This window comes from Microbacterium sp. ARD31 (assembly GCF_031844425.1).
In genome coordinates this window covers 84,416-101,517 of sequence record NZ_JAUZVE010000013.1, presented here as the reverse complement: position 1 = coordinate 101,517, position 17,102 = coordinate 84,416, and the positions used below count along the sequence as shown (strand labels likewise).

15 protein-coding genes and 1 tRNA gene are annotated in these 17,102 nt (G+C 71.9%); 5 read left to right on the top strand and 11 right to left on the bottom strand.

Annotated elements, in window-relative coordinates; translation table 11 throughout:
• Positions 1-23: 23 nt before the first annotated feature.
• Positions 24-1,514 (bottom strand): polyprenol phosphomannose-dependent alpha 1,6 mannosyltransferase MptB, encoded by a 1,491-nt coding sequence (gene mptB, locus Q9S36_RS25940; protein ID WP_311287804.1) that lies wholly within the window; start codon positions 1,512-1,514, stop codon positions 24-26.
• A 104-nt stretch (positions 1,515-1,618) separates the two neighbouring features.
• Between mptB and Q9S36_RS25935 the strand changes: the two genes are divergently transcribed.
• Positions 1,619-2,527 carry a metallophosphoesterase gene (locus Q9S36_RS25935; RefSeq protein ID WP_311287720.1) on the top strand — a complete coding sequence of 303 codons (909 nt, stop codon included), beginning with the start codon at positions 1,619-1,621 and terminating at the stop codon, positions 2,525-2,527.
• A gap of 22 nt (positions 2,528-2,549) precedes the next feature.
• Entirely contained in the window at positions 2,550-3,230 is a 681-nt protein-coding gene (locus Q9S36_RS25930; RefSeq protein WP_311287719.1) for a histidine phosphatase family protein, read from the top strand.
• Positions 3,231-3,243: 13 nt separating this feature from the next.
• Here the strand turns inward: Q9S36_RS25930 and Q9S36_RS25925 are convergent, their stop codons facing one another.
• The 4 genes from Q9S36_RS25925 to Q9S36_RS25910 form a co-directional block, all read right to left on the bottom strand.
• Positions 3,244-4,584, bottom strand: coding sequence for an MFS transporter (locus tag Q9S36_RS25925; RefSeq protein ID WP_311287718.1), 1,341 nt, complete (start codon positions 4,582-4,584; stop codon positions 3,244-3,246).
• The gene (locus Q9S36_RS25920; RefSeq protein ID WP_311287717.1) at positions 4,581-5,537 is read right to left on the bottom strand and encodes a carbohydrate kinase; all 957 of its coding nucleotides are present in this window, start codon (positions 5,535-5,537) and stop codon (positions 4,581-4,583) included. The genes Q9S36_RS25925 and Q9S36_RS25920 overlap by 4 nt, the downstream gene beginning before the upstream one ends.
• Before the next feature lie 8 nt (positions 5,538-5,545).
• Entirely contained in the window at positions 5,546-6,787 is a 1,242-nt protein-coding gene (locus Q9S36_RS25915; RefSeq protein ID WP_311287716.1) for an AGE family epimerase/isomerase, read from the bottom strand.
• A gap of 82 nt (positions 6,788-6,869) precedes the next feature.
• Positions 6,870-6,951 (bottom strand) — tRNA-Tyr (locus tag Q9S36_RS25910).
• A gap of 105 nt (positions 6,952-7,056) precedes the next feature.
• Here Q9S36_RS25910 and Q9S36_RS25905 point away from each other — a divergent pair.
• Positions 7,057-7,548 (top strand): YajQ family cyclic di-GMP-binding protein, encoded by a 492-nt coding sequence (locus Q9S36_RS25905; RefSeq protein ID WP_311287715.1) that lies wholly within the window; start codon positions 7,057-7,059, stop codon positions 7,546-7,548.
• Between the two features lie 6 nt (positions 7,549-7,554).
• Here the strand turns inward: Q9S36_RS25905 and Q9S36_RS25900 are convergent, their stop codons facing one another.
• The 6 genes from Q9S36_RS25900 to Q9S36_RS25875 all read right to left on the bottom strand — a co-directional run bounded on the left by Q9S36_RS25900 (position 7,555) and on the right by Q9S36_RS25875 (position 13,710).
• Complete coding sequence (locus Q9S36_RS25900; RefSeq protein WP_311287714.1) at positions 7,555-8,196, bottom strand: B12-binding domain-containing protein; 642 nt, start codon at positions 8,194-8,196, stop codon at positions 7,555-7,557.
• Positions 8,197-8,254: 58 nt separating this feature from the next.
• The gene (locus Q9S36_RS25895; RefSeq protein WP_311287713.1) at positions 8,255-9,232 is read right to left on the bottom strand and encodes a TOBE-like domain-containing protein; all 978 of its coding nucleotides are present in this window, start codon (positions 9,230-9,232) and stop codon (positions 8,255-8,257) included.
• 13 nt (positions 9,233-9,245) lie between these two features.
• Entirely contained in the window at positions 9,246-10,118 is an 873-nt protein-coding gene (locus tag Q9S36_RS25890; protein ID WP_311287712.1) for a sulfate ABC transporter permease subunit, read from the bottom strand.
• Complete coding sequence (cysT, locus tag Q9S36_RS25885; RefSeq protein ID WP_311287711.1) at positions 10,111-10,959, bottom strand: sulfate ABC transporter permease subunit CysT; 849 nt, start codon at positions 10,957-10,959, stop codon at positions 10,111-10,113. The genes Q9S36_RS25890 and cysT overlap by 8 nt, the downstream gene beginning before the upstream one ends.
• Positions 10,960-10,974: 15 nt before the next feature.
• Entirely contained in the window at positions 10,975-12,012 is a 1,038-nt protein-coding gene (locus Q9S36_RS25880; protein WP_311287710.1) for a sulfate ABC transporter substrate-binding protein, read from the bottom strand.
• Positions 12,013-12,213: 201 nt separating this feature from the next.
• Positions 12,214-13,710 (bottom strand): glycosyl hydrolase family 18 protein, encoded by a 1,497-nt coding sequence (locus tag Q9S36_RS25875; protein WP_311287709.1) that lies wholly within the window; start codon positions 13,708-13,710, stop codon positions 12,214-12,216.
• Positions 13,711-14,039: 329 nt separating this feature from the next.
• Here Q9S36_RS25875 and Q9S36_RS25870 point away from each other — a divergent pair, with 329 nt between their 5' ends.
• Together Q9S36_RS25870 and Q9S36_RS25865 are read left to right on the top strand one after the other, a co-directional pair.
• Positions 14,040-15,965, top strand: a complete 1,926-nt coding sequence (locus Q9S36_RS25870; protein ID WP_311287708.1) for a 2-oxoacid:acceptor oxidoreductase subunit alpha — start codon at positions 14,040-14,042, stop codon at positions 15,963-15,965.
• A complete protein-coding gene (locus Q9S36_RS25865) occupies positions 15,965-17,068 on the top strand; it encodes a 2-oxoacid:ferredoxin oxidoreductase subunit beta (RefSeq protein ID WP_311287707.1) in 1,104 nt (367 codons plus the stop codon). The genes Q9S36_RS25870 and Q9S36_RS25865 overlap by 1 nt, the downstream gene beginning before the upstream one ends.
• Positions 17,069-17,102 lie beyond the last annotated feature (34 nt).

Below are 17,102 nucleotides of genomic sequence, written 5' to 3'. Positions count from 1 at the left end.
GCCGCCCGGCGGCGCGCGGAGCGCTACCCCTGGTCGACCACCGTGGCGTCGATGCTCGATGTCCATGCGTCGGTCGAGATGCCCGCCAGCCGCTCGCGCGCGCGTCGGGTGACGAGCAGCAGCACCGCGACCGCCGCCACGACCAGGGAGCCGATCACGATCGCGAGGTAGGCGCCGTGCAGCGAGGAGTCCATCGGCGCCACCAGCCCGGCGACCAGCGACAGCGCCACCAGCGCGGCCATCGCACCGCGGTCGAGCCGCTGCACCGCGACGAACGGCACCGCCCACAGGAAGTACCAGAGGTGCACCACCGGGCTGAGCGCCACGGTCGCGGCCGTCACGAGCGCCAGCGCACGCACCGACTGGCGGGCGTCGCCGGTGGGCGAGGCCACCAGCACCCAGCCCGCCACGACCACGATGCCGACCTGGGCGCCGAGCCGGACGAGGTCGAGGAAGGTGCCGTCGGGGGTGCCGGCCCCCGACGCCTGCGCGACCAGGTCCAGCCAGCCGCCGACCACCGTGGGCAAGGACAGCGGCGTGTTCACGGTGCCGGGGACGGCCAGGGCGCCGAGCCAGCCGATGCCGAGCCCCCACACCACGCCCGGGAGGACCAGGGCGGCCACGGCGACGGCGGCCACCCGCCCCGCGTGGCGCACCCGGACGGCGACCGACGCCGCGGCCGGGAGCGTCACCAGCACGACAGCGACGCAGGCCAGGCCGCCCGGCAGCTTCACCCCGGCAGCGAGGCCGCCGAGGACGGCCCCGGCCACCCACCCGTGCTCGCGCGCCACGACCAGCGCCGCCGCCATCAGGCCGACCATCAGCAGGTCGTTGTGGAGCCCGGCCACGCCGTTGGCCACCGTCAGCGGCGAGGCGAGCACGAGGCAGGAGGCCAGCGCCGGGTTGGTGCCACACCAGCGCGCCAGCCGCGGGACCGCCCACGCCAGCAGGACGAGGCCGACCAGCGCGATCATCCGGTGCGCGACGACGAGCAGCCAGGGGTCGGCGGTGAGCCCGGCGGCGAGGTCGCCGCCGATGAGCGGGACCGGACCATAGGGCGCCGGGGTCGCCATCCAGCGCGCGTCGACTCCCTCGACGATCGGGCCGGGGACCGAGCGCGGCCCGACCAGGCTCCACGGTCCGTGCTCGTAGGGCGAGATCCCGCGGTGCGCGAGCGTGCCCTGGGCGGCGTACGACCAGCCGTCGCGGGAGAACAGCGGCGGTGCGAGGAGCAGCGGCAGCGTCCACACCGCCGTGGCGGTGCGGACACGGGCGAGCAGCGCCGGCTGCTCCCGGACGTCGGCCCGGGCGCACGAGCGGCACAGGTGCAGCCACGCCGAGGCGATCAGGCCGAGGCCGGTCAGCACGACGACCAGCCCGGCCATGCGACCGACGGCCGTGCCACGCAGCAGCGCGAGCGTGTCCACGGCCGCGACCGCGGCACTCGGCGGGATGGTCGCGACGACGAGCCCGCCCAGCAGGACCAGCACGCTGCCGACGAGTCCCCGGACCATCACACGAGCGACGCTAGGACCGTCTCCCGACCGTGCTCCGACGCCCGGGTGAACGGCCGGCCAACCCCTGCTTCCCCGCGCACCCCACCCCTAGGCTGTGCGGCGTGAGACAGCTCGGCCAGTACGCCGCCCCGCGGCACGCCATCGCCCACCTCTCCGACCCCCACCTCATCGGCGGCGGCCGGCTGCACTACGGCGTCATCGACAACGTGGCCCACCTGCGCGCCGCGCTCGAGCGCCTCGCCGCGGTGCGTCCGGCCCCGCAGGCACTCGTGTTCACCGGCGACCTCGCCGACCAGGGCGAGCCCGAGGCCTACGCGACGCTCCGCTCCATCGTCGAGCCGGCCGCGGCCGCGATGGGCGCGATCGTGGTGTGGACGATGGGCAACCACGACGAGCGCAGCCCGTTCGCCCGTGGCCTCTTCGACTCCGACGACGACAGCTTCCAGGACCGGGTGCACGAGGTCGACGGCCTGCGCATCGTCGCCCTCGACACGAGCGTGCCGGGCTACCACCACGGCACGCTCGAGCCCGAGCAGCTGGCCTGGCTCGCCGACGTGCTCGCCACCCCGGCCGAGCACGGCACGCTGCTGGCGATGCACCACCCGCCGCTGCCGCTGCCGATGCTGCGCGCGGCCGAGCTGATCGAGCTGCACGACCAGCAGTCGCTGGCCGACGTGATCACCGGCACCGACGTGCGCGGCATCCTGGCCGGCCACCTGCACCTCTCGACGTGGTCCACCTTCGCCGGCGTACCCGTCTCGGTGGCCTCGGCGAGCTGCTACACCAGCGACCCGGCGCCGGTGGACCGGTTCGTCTCGGGCGTCGACGCCGGGCAGGCGTTCACCATGGTCCACACGTACGACGACCGGCTGGTGCACACGCTGGTCCCGCTCGAGCGCGGCACCGAGGTCAGCCACGTCGGCTCCGACATCGCCGAGGCCCTCGAGAGCGTGCCGCTGGAGCAGGCGTTCGAGCTGGCCTCGTCGAAGACCTCGCAGTTCAACAACTAGCGCCACGACGAGGACCCACCCCATGCGACTCCTGCTGATGCGCCACGGCCAGACGCACGCCAACGTCTCCGGCGAGCTCGACACCGCGCACCCCGGCCTGGACCTCACTGACCTCGGCCGAGCCCAGGCGGCGGCCGCCGCGCGCGCCCTGGCCGACGAGCGGATCGACGCGATCTACGTCTCGAGCCGGGTGCGCACCCACCAGACCGCCCGTCCGGCCGCGGACGACCGCGACCTCTCCCCGGTGCAGCTCGACGGCCTGGAGGAGATCCAGGCCGGCGACTTCGAGATGCGCAGCGACCACGACGCGGTCGCCGGCTACATCGGCAGCGTCGCGACGTGGCTCGAGGGCGACCTGACCCACCGGATGCCCGGGGGCGAGACCGGCGAGGAGTTCCTCGCGCGCTACGACCGTGCCGTGCGCGAGATCCTCGCCGCCGGTCACGACGCGGCACTGGTCGTCAGCCACGGCGCCGCCCTCCGGACCTGGATCTCGACGCGGATGGAGCCGCACCCGGACGCCCCGCCGCCGACGCAGCCGCTGCACAACACCGCCCTGGTCGTGCTCGAGGGCGACTTCGACTCCGGCTGGCGGATGGTCTCGTGGCAGGGCCATCCCGTCGGCGGCGAGCTCCTCGAGGACCCCACCGCCGAGGACCCCACCGGTGACCTCGACCCCGACGGGGACGGCGAGATCGGCTGAGCGCCGGGCCGGATCAGACTCCCTCGGTGCCGATGCCCGGGTGGACGAAGGGCCGGCCGGCCTTCATCTGCTCGATCGAGCCGGGGTGGACCCGGTCGAGGTGGGCGAGCCCGCGGCGCCGGTAGCGGAGGATCTGCACGACGCCGAAGACCCAGAAGACGTACTGCACGGCCAGCGCGAGCTTGAAGTCGCCGAGCGTGTACGCGGCCATGCCTCCCGGCTCGACGAGGTCGAGCACGACACCGATCAGCCCCATGGTCAGCAGCGAGGCCGTGAAGCCGCCGACGTTGACGAGGCCGTTGGCACGGCCGGCCTCGTGCGGGGGCGTGAACGAGCGGGCGAGGTCGAAGGCCACCATCGCCGCCGGTCCGCCGCTGGCGGTGGCGAACGTCATCACGACGACCAGCCACACCGGCGCCGGCCCGGGCCACAGCAGCACGGCCGTCCACGGCACCACCATCGCGACGACGACGCCGATGACGATGAACGAGCGGTAGTACGGCAGGCGGGCGACGAGCCGCGCCAGCCCCAGCCCGCTCACCACGGTCCACGCGGTCATCGCCATCAGCAGCGTGCTCGCGGAGGCCGTGCTCCAGCCGAGGCCCCGGACGAGGAACGGGTAGCCCCACAGCAGCGCGAAGACGGTGGCGGAGAACTGCGAGGTGAAGTGCGACCACATGCCCAGGCGCGTGCCGGGGTTGCCCCACACCGTCCGCACCGACTGCGCGAGCGCGCCGAGCTTGATCGCGACGACGTCGTCGCGTCGGTAGGGCGAGTCCTTCACCAGCGCGACGACCGCGACGAGGAGCACCACCCCGACGCTGGAGCTGAGCGCGAAGGTGCGGGTCCAGCCGAGCTCGTGCAGGAGGTACGACAGCGGGCCGGCGGCGGCGATCGCGCCGAGCTGCCCGGACAGCCCGGTCAGCTGGGTGACCATCGGCGCCTGGCGGACCAGGAACCAGACGGTCACCAGGCGGATGACGCTGACGAAGACCATCGCGTCGCCCGCGCCCACCACCGCCCGTGCCGCGACGGCCGCGGGGAAGGACGCCGAGAACGCGAAGGCGAGCTGGCCGGCGGTCATCAGGACGAGACCGGTCAGCAGCATGGCGCGCGAGCCGTAGCGGTCGAGCAGCACGCCGACCGGCACCTGCATGCCGGCGTAGACGACGAGCTGGAGGACCGTGAAGGTGGCCAGGCTCGTCGCGTTGATGTGGAAGCGGTCGGCGGCGATGATCCCCGCGACGCCCAGCGAGCTGCGGTGGAAGACCGCCAGGACGTAGACCGCGAGCGCGACCAGCCAGATCACCCACGCCCGGCGCCTGCCGATGTCGTGGACCTGCTCGGCGCTCACTCGGCGGCCGCTCCGGCCTGCCGGGCCACCGCGGCGGTGAGCTCGGCACGGTCGGGCGGGTCGGCTCCCGGACGGGACACGGTGACCGCGGCCCCCGCGGCAGCGCTGCGTACGGCGGTGTGCACCTCGTCGTCGGACAGCGCCTGCAGTGCACCGGCGCTGTCCGGTCCGCCGACCCCCAGCCCGACCAGGGCGTCGATCAGGACGGCGCTGAAGGTGTCGCCGGCGCCGACCGTGTCGGCCACCGCGACCGGCACGCCCGCGACCTCCAGCACGCTGCCGCCGGACCGCACGGCGACGGCGCCCTCGCCGCCACGCGTGACGACCACCAGTCGCGGACCCATGCTCGCCCACCGGGTGGCGGTCGCGACAGGGTCGTGGCCGGGGTGCAGCCAGTGCAGGTCCTCGTCGCTGACCTTGACCACGTGGGACAGCGCGACCAGCTCCTCGACGCGGGCGGCCGGCCCGGCGCGGTCCGGCGTGATGGCCGGCCGGGCATTGGGGTCGAGGGACACGAGGGCGGAGTCGCGGTGGCGGCGCACCGCCTCGAGGACGACGTCGGCCCCGGGCGGGAGCACCGTCGCGATCGAGCCCACGTGCAGGACGTCGCACTCCTCGTGGGGCACCTCGCGCAGCTCCCAGTCGAGGTCGAAGACGTAGCTCGCGGCGCCGGAGTCGTCGAGGGTGACCTCGGCGCTGGACGTCCGCCCGCTGCCCGTGGCCTGGGCGAGCACCCGGACGTTGCTGGCCTCGAGCCACTGCCGCACCATCGCGCCGCGCTGGTCGTCGCCGAGGAGCGTCACCAGCCGCACGTCGCGCTCGAGCCGGCCGAGGGTGATCGCCACGTTCGCGGGGCTGCCGCCGGGCAGGTCGCGCGGTTGCCCGGTCGCGTCGGGGACGACGTCGACGAGGGCCTCGCCGACGACCAGGACGCGGGGGGCTGGGACCGTCACGGCGTCCATCATCCTCCTGCCCGGCCGCGCTCCGACACGGCCACCGCGGTCGCGAGACTCGGCGCCAGTGGCAGCCGCGGCAGCAGCGTGGCCTGCACCGCGTGGTAGAGGTCGGGCTTGCCCGGCCACACCGCGGCCTTGGGCTGGTTCCCAGGGTCCAGCTCGTGGCGCCACGAGCCCCGGTCGAGGTCGCGGACGTGCGCGTCGACGTAGGCCCACCACTCCGCGTGGCGCTCGCCGTAGCGCGCCTCACCCGTACGCCGGTGCAGCGCGGCCGCGGCGGCGATGCCCTCGGCGACGACCCAGTGGTAGCGGTCGCGCACCACCGGCGCACCGGTCCAGTCGGTCGTGTAGACGAAGCCGGGTGCCCCGTCGGCGTGCCAGCCGTCCGCAACGGCGCGGTCGAAGAGCACCCGTGACGTGTCGAGCAGCCCGGACGGCGCCGCGTCGCCGAGCGTCGCCTCGACGTGCAGCAGCAGGCGCGACCACTCCAGCCCGTGCCCCGGCGTGGCGCCGTAGGGCTTGAACGGGTCGTCGGGGCGGTCACGGTTGAGGTCGAGGTCGACCGACCAGTCCGGGCCGAAGTGCTCGGGCAGGCGGCCGTCGTGTGCTGCGGCGAGCTCGACGGCGAAGGTGGCGAGCTGGGACGCACGGTCGTGCCAGCGCCGGTCGCCGGTCACGTCGCCCACCGCCAGCAGCGCCTCGAGCGAGTGCATGGTGGCGTTGAGCCCGCGGTAGGGCGCGGGCTCGGTCCACGTGCGGTCCCACTCGTCGTACACCCGGCCGGTCGCGTCGTCCCAGAAGTGGCGCTCGAACACCTCGGTCGCCGCGTCGAGCAGAGCCTCCGCACCCGGCAGCCCGGCGACCACCGCGGTCGAGCCGGCCAGCACGACGAAGGCGTGGTCGTAGCAGGACTTCGCCGTCCCCTCGACCGGTACGCCGTCGGCACCCGCCGCGTGGAACCAGCCGCCGTGCTCGCCGTCGCGGAGCGTCGTCCGCAGGCCGTCGAGCGCGGAGACCGCGACCGGCTCGCAGCCCTCGACCCCGAGGAGGACGCCGAGGCCGAAGACGTGCACGGTGCGGCTGGTGGTCCACGTGTGGACCGGCCGGGACAGGTCCGGCTCGCCGTCGTCGTCCAGCCAGGCCGCGCCGCCGGCCGGGTGGACGAGGTGCCGCCCGAACCGGAGCAGCCGGCGGCACTCCGCGTCCAGCCACTCGTCGCTCGGCCCCGGGGTGCTCGGTTCGCTCACCCCGGCAGTCAACCAGCGACTGCCCCGGACGCACGAGACCCCCGCACGTCTGCGCGGGGGTCTGGCGACTGGACACGTCCAGTGGCAGGTAGAGGATTCGAACCTCTGTAGGCAATGCCGGCTGATTTACAGTCAGCTCCCTTTGGCCGCTCGGGCAACCTGCCGGGGCGTGCGGAACAATAGCAAGGCACGGACTTCACCACGAATCGCCGGGGCACCCGGCCGGGACCCCGCACGGCCCCGACCAGGGCCCCACAAGGAGGCACAGAATGGCTGACTCGAGCTTCGACATCGTGAGCAAGCTGGACCGCCAGGAGGTCGACAACGCGCTGAGCCAGGCGGCCCGCGAGATCGCCACCCGCTTCGACTTCAAGGGCACCGGCGCCAGCATCGAGTGGAAGGGCGAGAAGGCGATCGAGATCACCGCCTCAGCCGACGACCGGGCGAGCGCCGTCCTGAGCGTCTTCCAGGACAAGCTGATCAAGCGCAACCAGAGCCTGAAGATCCTCGACGCGTCCGAGCCGCGCCAGTCCGGCCAGGTCTCGAAGATCGACATCACGCTCAAGGAGGGCATCACCTCCGAGGACGCCAAGAAGATCTCCAAGCTGATCCGCGACGAGGGCCCCAAGGGCGTCAAGGCGCAGGTGCAGGGCGAGGAGCTGCGCGTGTCGTCGAAGAAGCGCGACGACCTCCAGGCCGTCCAGCAGCTGGTGAAGGCCCAGGACTACGACTTCGCGGTGCAGTTCACCAACTACCGCTAGGCACGGTCAGGTCGCCAGCACCGTGCGCAGGAAGTGCACGGCGGCGACCGGGTCGTGGGGCAGGTGGTGGGCGTGCAGCTGCTCGGCCACGCCCTGGGTCGCGCCGCGGCCGGCCACGAAGACCGGGTGCTCGACGGCGAGCCGGCTGATCGCCGCCCCCTCGGCGGTCAGCGCGGTGGCGCGCGTGGCGGCGAGCACCACGGCGTCGGCGCCGGACGCGCGGGCGGCGGCGACGATCGCAGGCATCGGGGTGTCGGCGCCCAGGAAGCGGGTGCGGGCGCCGTTCTCCCCGAGCAGCAGGGAGAAGCAGAGCAGCACGAGGTCGTGCCGCTCCCCCGGCGGGCAGGCCAGCAGGACGACCGGTCCCCCGGTGGTCTCCGCGTCGCGCGGGCGGCCCGTGTAGGCCCACAGCCAGCGGCGCAGGAGGTTGCTCACGAAGTGCTCGTGGGCGACCGACAGCCGCCCCTCCTCCCACCGGTCGCCGAGCTCGGCGAGGAACGGCAGGACGACCTGCATGACGGCCCCGCTGAGGTCGCGCTCCCAGAGGAGGCGGGCCAGGGTGTCGTCGGCGACCTCGCCGTCGAAGGTCTCCACCGCGGCCCAGAGCCGTTCGGTGGAGGCCTGCGTCTCCTCGGTTGCCGTGATCACAGGTGAACGCTAGTCGGTCGGCGCAACTCTCGGCAGCGACCTGGGGGTGAGGTGGCGTTCAGCCGGCCACCGCCATGGACGGTACGACGGCCGCGCCGGGCGCCGCGGTGACCCACACGGTGTCCCCTTCGCGGAGGGCCAGGCTGCGGGCCTCCGCGCGCGAGAGCACCACGTGGACGTCGTCCCCGGTGACGGTCAGCACGTTGAGCCGCACCTCGAAGCCGACCTTGAGCAGGCGCGAGATGGTGCCCTCGGTGGCCCCGGCCAGGACCGGCGTCGTCGAGACGTCCACGTCGTGGGGGCGCAGGGCGACCCCGCCGAGGTGGGTGACGTCGCCGAGGAACGACATCACGAAGTCGTTGGCCGGGGTCTCGTAGAGCTCGTCGGGCGTGCCGACCTGCTCGACGCGTCCCTCGTTGATCACCACGATCTCGTCGGCGACCTCCATGGCCTCCTCCTGGTCGTGGGTCACGAACACGGTGGTGACGTGGACGTCGTCGTGCAGCCGTCGGAGCCAGTCGCGCAGCTCCTTGCGGACCTTGGCGTCGAGGGCGCCGAAGGGCTCGTCGAGCAGCAGCACGCTCGGCTCGACCGCGAGGGCCCGGGCCAGCGCCATGCGCTGCCGCTGGCCGCCGGAGAGCTGGGCGGGGAGCCGGTGGGCGAACTGCGAGAGGTGCACGAGCTCGAGCAGCTCCTGCACCCGGCGCGCGACCTCGTCCTTGGGCCGCTTGCGGATCTCGAGGCCGAAGGCGACGTTCTTGGCGACGGTCATGTGCTTGAAGACCGCGTAGTGCTGGAAGACGAAGCCGACGTTGCGCTTCTGGGCGGGCAGGTGGGTCGCCTCGACGCCCTCGATGGTGACCGAGCCGCTGTCGGCCGTCTCGAGGCCGGCGATGATGCGCAGCAGCGTGGACTTGCCGCCGCCGCTCGGTCCGAGGAGGGCGGTCAGCTGGCCGGTCGGGATGGAGACGTTGACGTCGTCCAGCGCCACGAAGTCGCCGAACGTCTTGTTCAGGCCGGACACTTCGATGCTCATGCGGTGGAGCCTTTCAGGAATGGTTCTTGGGACGGATGATCGCGACGACGACGATGCAGGCGACGGACACCATCGCAAGCAGGAAGGCCGTCGCGTAGGCGCCCTGCTGGTCGAAGTTGAGGTACTTCTCCTCGACGGCGAGCGTCGCCGTACGGGTCTGGCCGAGGACGTTGCCCGAGACGACCTTGACGGCACCGAACTCACCGAGGGAGCGCGCCAGGGTCAGCACGACGCCGTAGACGATGCCCCACTTGATCGACGGGAGGGTGATGCGCCAGAAGCGCTGGACGCTGTTGGCGCCCAGGCTCTCGGCTGCCTGCTCCTGCTCGGTGCCGATCTCCTCGAGCACCGGAACGACCTCGCGGATCATCAGCGGCAGCGCGACGAAGGTGGTCGCCATGATGATGCCCGGCGTCGAGAAGATGACCTGGAAGCCCATGCCGAGCAGCGTCGGGCCGAACCAGCCGTTGCGACCGCCGTAGACGAGCACGAGCGCGAGGCCGACGACGATCGGCGAGACCGACAGCGGGATGTCGAGCAGCGCGTTGAGCACCCTCTTGCCCGGGAACTCGTAGCGCACGAGCAGCAGCGAGATGCCCACGCCGAACAGGGTGTTGATGACGACCGACCACACCGCGACGTACGCACTGAGCTGGAGCGCCACCACCATGTCCGGGTCCTCCAGCAGCGACCGGATGGAGGAGAAGCCGTCGTCGAAGGTGTTCGTCACGACCAGCGACACGGGCCAGGCCACCAGGAAGAACAGGTAGGCGGCGGCGATGGTGCGCAGGACGTACGTCGTCGGGGTCCTGCGGACCCGGGCCGGGCGGCGTCGCGTCTCGACGGGCGGCGCCTCGGCCTCTGCGTGGACCAAGGTGTCAGCCACGTGCCGCCACCCGCCTCTGGATCACGTCGAGGAGCAGGATGACTGCGAGCGAGATCGCCAGCAGCACGGTCGCGACGGCCGCGGCCGCCGGGACGTTGTCGTTCTCGATGCTGCTGAGGATGCGCACGGAGGTGACCTCGGTCTTGAAGGGGAGGTTGCCGGAGAGCAGCACGAGCGAGCCGTACTCGCTGACGCCGCGGGCGAAGGAGAGGGCGGCTCCCGCCGCGATGGCGGGCGCCAGGCTGGGCAGGAGGATGCGCCGGAAGGTGGTGAACCGGCTGGCGCCGAGCGAGGCGGCCGCCTCCTCGACGTCGCGGTCGAGCTCCTCGAGCACCGGCTGCACCATCCGGACGATGAAGGGCAGCGTGACGAACAGGAACGCCAGGAAGACCGCGACGCGGGTGTTGGCGACGTCCACGCCCAGCGGGCTGTCCTGCCCGTAGAGCGAGAGCAGCACCAGGCCGGCGACGACCGTCGGCAGCGCGAAGGGGATGTCGATCATCACCTCGAGCACCGACTTGCCCCAGAAGCGGTCGCGGACCAGGACCCATGCGATGAGCGGGCCCATCACGACGTTGACGAGGGTGACGCCGAGGGCGGTGAGGACGGTGAGCCGGATCGCGGCAGCCGTCTGACCGTTGGTGATGGTCGACCAGAAGACGTCCCAGCCGCCGTCGACCGCGGTGACGACCACGGCCGCGAGGGGGATCAGGACCAGCGCGCTGAACCAGATCATGGCGATGCCGAGCCCGAGCCCCGACGAGCGCGTGAGCGTGGAACGCGGACCCGACCGGCGAGGAGTCCTCGCCGGTCGGACCGCAGCGATCTCAGTGGAGGTCATGAGGAGACGGGCAGATCACTCGAGGGAGAGACCGGCGCCGAGGATGGCCTCGAAGATCAGGCCGTTCTCCTCGTCGAAGAACTTCGTCGACACCTCGTCCCAGCCACCGAAGTCGTTGTCGACGGTCAGCAGCGTCTTCACCTCGGGGAACGGGTTGCTCGGGTCGGCGGCGCCCTCGACGGTGCCGCCGTAGTCGACGTCGTCGCGGATGGGGCGGAAGCCGGTCAGGGCGAACTGCTTCTGGCCCTCGTCGGAGAGCACGAAGTCGAGCCAGGCCTGCGACGGCTCGGAGGCGTCCTCGAGGACGGCGCCGGCGTTCTCGATGAGCAGCGTGGTGTCGGGGAGGACGTACTCGAAGCCCTCGTCGTTCTGCGCGGCGAGGATCGCCTCGTTCTCGTAGGCCATCAGCACGTCGCCGGTGCCGCCGAGGAACGCCGTGGTGGCGTCACGGCCGCTGCCCGGCAGCGAGACGACGTTCTCGAAGAACTTGTTGACGTAGTCGGTCGCCTCCTTCTCGGTGCCGCCGTCGCTGATGACCTGGCCGTAGGCGGCCAGTGCGTTCCAGCGGGCCGCACCCGACGAGGCCGGGTTGGGCGTGACGATCTCGACGCCGGGCTTCACCAGGTCGGCCCAGGTCCTGATGTTCTTGGGGTTGCCGTCGCGGACGCCGAAGACCACGACCGAGCGCGACACGACGCCCTTGTTCTCCCCGGCGTCCCAGTCGTCGGCCACGAGGCCCTCGTCGACCAGGCGGGTGACGTCGGTCGGCACGGAGAAGTGGACGTAGTCGGCCTCGAGGCCGGCGGCGACCGCGCGGCTCTGGTCGCCCGACGGGCCGTAGGACGTCTGGAACTCCACGCCCTCGCCCTCGTCGGTCTTGGCGAACTCGGCCGCGATGTTCTTGTTCGCTGCTTCAGGGACGGCGAAGCCGACGATGTGGATCGTCTTGGCCGCGTCGTCGTCAGTGCCCCCGGAGGCACCAGGCGCGCAGGCGGAGAGGGCCAACGCCCCGACCAGGGCTGCCGCGAGCGCGGCACGTGAACGGTTCTGCATCAGGGGTACTCGACTTTCTTGATCGGTCAGCAATGTCGAGAAACATACATGACTTTATTGACCCCGATGACATTGGTCCGCGTGTCGTGCCTCCGCCGTGGCGCCGAGGCGGGCTCAGGCGCGGCAACGGGCCGGGAGCCGACGGTGGCTCCCGGCCCCTGCCGGGCCGCCCTCCCGAGGGGCGGCAGTGGGGGTGTGCGACTACTTCAGGCCGTTGTTGACGGCCGTGATCAGCTCGCCGTTCGAGGTGTCGCCGGACAGCTCCCAGAAGAACGCACCGGCCAGGCCTTGCTGCTTGGCGTAGGCCATCTTGGTGCCGATCGTCTGCGGGGTGTCGTAGCTCCACCACTGGTCACCGCACTTCGCGTACGCCGTGCCGCCGACCGTCCCGGTCGCCGGGCAGCGCTGCTTGAGCACCTTGTAGTCCTCGATGCCCTGCTCGTAGGTGCCGGGTGCCGGGCCGGAGGCCGACCCTCCGGGGGCGGACTGGCTCACACCGGCCCAGCCGCGGCCGTAGAAGCCGATGCCGAGCAGCAGCTTGGAGGACGGGATGCCGAGCGAGCGCAGCTTCGCGATCGCGGTGCTGGAGTCGAAGCCCTGCGTGGGGATCCCGGGGTACGACGTGAGCGGCGAGTGCGGGGCCGTGGGCCCCTGGGCCGCGAAGGCGCCGAAGTAGTCGTAGGTCATGGGCATGTACCAGTTGACGTACTGCGCCGCCTCGCCGTACCCACCCCTCTCGATCTTGCCGCCGCTCGTGCCGTCGGCGGTGATGGCCGCGGTCACCAGGTCGCTGCCGAAGGAGGCGCGCAGCGCCTGCATCAGGCGGGGGAACGCCTGCGGGCCGCTCGAGTCGCAGGTCAGGCCGCACGCGTTGGGGTACTCCCAGTCGATGTCGATGCCGTCGAAGACGTCGGCCCAGCGCGGGTCCTCGACCAGCGCGCGGCACGACTGGGCGAACGCCGTGGGGTTCTGCGCGGCCTGGCCGAAGCCGCCGGACCAGGTCCAGCCGCCGAACGACCACAGGATCTTCAGGTGGGGGTACTTCGCCTTGAGCTTGCGCAGCTGGTTGAAGTTGCCGCGCAGGCCCTGGTCCCACGTGTCGGCGACGCCGTCGACGCTCTGCGCCGCGGTGTAGGCCTTGTCGTGGTCGGCGTAGGAGTCACCGATCGTGCAGCGGCCGTTCTGGACGTTGCCGAACGCGTAGAGGATGTGCGTCAGCTTGGCCGCCGAGCCGCTGGTGTCGAGGTCCTTGGCGTGGAAGTTGCGGGCATAGGTGCCCCAGTTGGTGAAGTAGCCGATGACCTTCTTGCCGCTCGGGTCCGGAGGCGTGGTGGTCGGGGGCGGCGTGGTCGGAGGCGTGGTCGTGGGCGGGGTCGTGGGGCCCCCGTCGCAGGCGCCGAGGTCGACCCAGACGCCCCACTCGCCGGTGGTGCCGGGCACCTCGCCCTGCGTCCACCACTTCGCGCGGTAGGTACGGCCCTGGTGGGTCACCTGGCTGCCGTTGGTGTAGATCGCGGTGCTGCTCCAGGCCGGCGCCGTGCATGCGGTCGCGGCAGCCGCCGACGTACCTCCGGCGCCGACGAAGGCGACCGGCACGAGCGCGGCGGTGGCGACGACGGCGACGACCGCGGCCGCCGCCCTCCTCAGTCCGCGCGGCGCAGCGGCCGGCCGGTGCGTCAGCTTCCCCTTCAACTTCATGGATCCTCCCGAGTGGACGAGGGCGCAGGTGCGCCTGCGGTGAACCTAGGGAGGCTGTGACGCGCGCCACAAGGGGTTCGTTAGATCTCCTTACTAACTACCGCTCCGTAATACGTACGGCCTCCTAACAAAAGGGCAGGTCAGGGTCGTGCCGCCCGCATCACGGTCGACCTCGCGCTCAGCGGCCGAGCGTCTCGCATGCTGGGACGCGCGCGGCGCCCTGATCCACCCGGGCCGGGAATGACCCGCATCACAGTGCCCGCGGGGCGCGCGTCCCACAGGTCAGGCACGGTCGGTTCGCGCGTGTCCGGCGGCTATCGTTGCCGCTTGTGGTAGCACCCGAGAAACAGGTCAAGCAGCTCGACCGCGTCATCATCCGGTTCGCCGGCGACTCCGGCGACGGCATGCAGCTCACCGGTGACCGCTTCACGCAGGAGACGGCGGTCTTCGGCAACGACCTGGTGACCCTCCCGAACTTCCCGGCCGAGATCCGCGCCCCCCAGGGCACCCTCCCGGGCGTCTCGTCGTTCCAGGTGCACTTCGCCGACCACGACATCCTCACCGCGGGCGACGCCCCCGACGTGCTCGTGGCGATGAACCCCGCCGCGCTGCGCGCCAACCTCGGCGACCTGACCAGCGGCGCGACGATCATCGTGGACACCCACGACTTCACCGCGCGCAACCTCACCAAGGCCGGCTACCAGGACAACCCGCTCGAGGACGACAGCCTCCGCGACTTCGTCGTCCACACGGTCGACCTGACCGGCATGACCGTCGAGGCGGTCAAGGAGTTCGGCCTCTCCCGCAAGGACGCCTCCCGCGCGAAGAACATGTTCGCCCTCGGCCTCCTGTCGTGGATGTACGGCCGGCCGACCGACCCGACCGTCGACTTCGTCTCGAAGCGCTTCGCCAAGGTGCCCGACATCCGCGACGCCAACATCACGGCCTTCAAGGCGGGCTGGTACTTCGGCGAGACCACCGAGGCCTTCGCGGTCCGCTACGAGATCAAGCCCGCCACCATGCCCCCGGGCACCTACCGCAACATCACCGGCAACCTCGCCCTCGCCTACGGTCTGATCGCCGGCGGCGTGCAGTCCGGGCTGCCGGTCTTCCTCGGCTCCTACCCGATCACCCCGGCCTCCGACATCCTCCACGAGCTCTCGAAGCACAAGGGCTTCGGCGTGACGACGTTCCAGGCCGAGGACGAGATCGCCGGGGTCGGTGCGGCCATCGGCGCCTCCTTCGCGGGGCAGCTCGGCGTCACCACGACCTCCGGTCCCGGCGTCTCGCTCAAGTCCGAGGCGATCGGGCTGGCGATCATGACCGAGCTGCCGCTGGTCGTGGTCGACGTGCAGCGCGGTGGCCCCTCCACCGGCCTGCCCACCAAGACCGAGCAGGCCGACCTGCTCCAGGCGATGTTCGGGCGCAACGGCGAGGCCCCGCTGCCGATCGTCGCGCCGCAGTCGCCCGGCGACTGCTTCGACGCGGCCGTGGAGGCCGTGCGCATTGCGATCACCTACCGCACACCGGTGATGCTGCTCTCCGACGGCTACCTGGCCAACGGCTCGGAGCCGTGGCGGGTCCCCTCCCTCGACGAGCTGCCGGTCATCGACCCGGCGTTCGCCACGGGGCGCAACCACGGCGAGGGTGACGACGCGGAGTTCTGGCCCTACCTCCGCGACGAGGCCACGCTGGCCCGGCCGTGGGCGGTCCCCGGCACGCCGGGCCTCGAGCACCGCCTCGGCGGCCTGGAGAAGGGTGACGGGCACGGCAACATCTCCTACGACCCGGCCAACCACGACTTCATGGTCCGCACCCGTCAGGCCAAGGTCGACCGGGTCGCCGACTCGCTGCCGCCGCTCGAGGTCGACGACCCCAGCGGCGAGGCCAAGGTGCTCGTGCTGGGCTGGGGGTCGACGTACGGCCCCATCGGCGCCGGCGTACGCCGCGTGCGCAAGGCCGGCTACCACGTCGCCCAGGCGCACCTGCGGCACCTCAACCCGTTCCCCAAGGACCTGGGCGAGGTGCTCCGGCGCTACGACAAGGTCCTGGTGCCCGAGATGAACCTCGGCCAGCTCTCCCTGCTGCTCCGTGCCGAGTACCTCGTCGACGTCGTCGGCTACAACGAGGTGCGCGGCCTCCCGCTCAAGGCCACGCAGCTGGCCCACGTGATCGCCGACCTCGTCGGCCAGGCCGAGGACACCACGGTGGAGCTCGGCATCTGGGGCCTGCCGTCCCAGAAGGAGGAAGTGTGATGACCACCCAGCTCGGCATCCCGTCGTTCCGCTCCGGCACGGAGCTCGTCCCTGCCACCGAGGAGCCGCAGAGCGGCAAGGACTTCACCTCCGACCAGGAGGTGCGCTGGTGCCCCGGGTGCGGTGACTACGCCGTGCTCAAGGCCGTGCAGTCGTTCCTGCCCGACCTCGGCCTGCGCCGCGAGAACATCGTCTTCATCTCCGGCATCGGCTGCTCGTCGCGGTTCCCGTACTACCTCGACACCTACGGCATGCACTCGATCCACGGGCGCGCGCCGTCGATCGCGACCGGCATCGCCACCGCCCGCGAGGACCTCTCGGTCTGGGTCGTCACCGGTGACGGCGACGCCCTGTCGATCGGAGGCAACCACCTCATCCACGCGCTGCGCCGCAACGTGAACATGACGATCCTGCTGTTCAACAACCGGATCTACGGCCTGACCAAGGGCCAGTACTCCCCCACGTCGGAGACCGGCAAGGTCACCAAGTCCACGCCCATGGGCTCGCTCGACCACCCCTTCAACCCGGTGTCGCTCGCGCTCGGCGCCGAGGGCACCTTCGTGGCCCGCACCATCGACTCCGACCGCAAGCACCTCACCTCGGTGCTCGCCGCGGCCGCCGCCCACCGCGGCACGTCGCTGGTCGAGATCTACCAGAACTGCCCGATCTTCAACGACGGCGCCTTCGACGCCATCAAGTCGCCGGAGACCAAGGCCGACGCGATCATCCCGCTCGTCCACGGCGAGCCGATCACGTTCGGTGCGGACGGCTCGAAGGCCCTCGTGCGCGACCAGGCCACCGGCGGCGTGAAGGTCGTCGCGACGGCCGACGTCGACGCGGCCGACATCGTGGTCCACGACGCGCACAACCCCGACCCGACGATGGCCTTCGCGATCTCCCGGCTGACCGACTCCGGCTACCTCAACACCTCGCCGATCGGCATCTTCCGCCAGGTCGAGCGCACGACGTACGACGACGCGGCGCGCGAGCAGGTGGCGACGGCGACCGGCGACGTCACCGGGTCCGGAAATGACGACACCGCCGACCGCGCCGCCCGTCTGGCGGCGCTGATCGGCGGTGGCGACACCTGGACGATCGCCTGACCCTCTCGGGTCGGTGCGGTCGTCGCGACCGGGT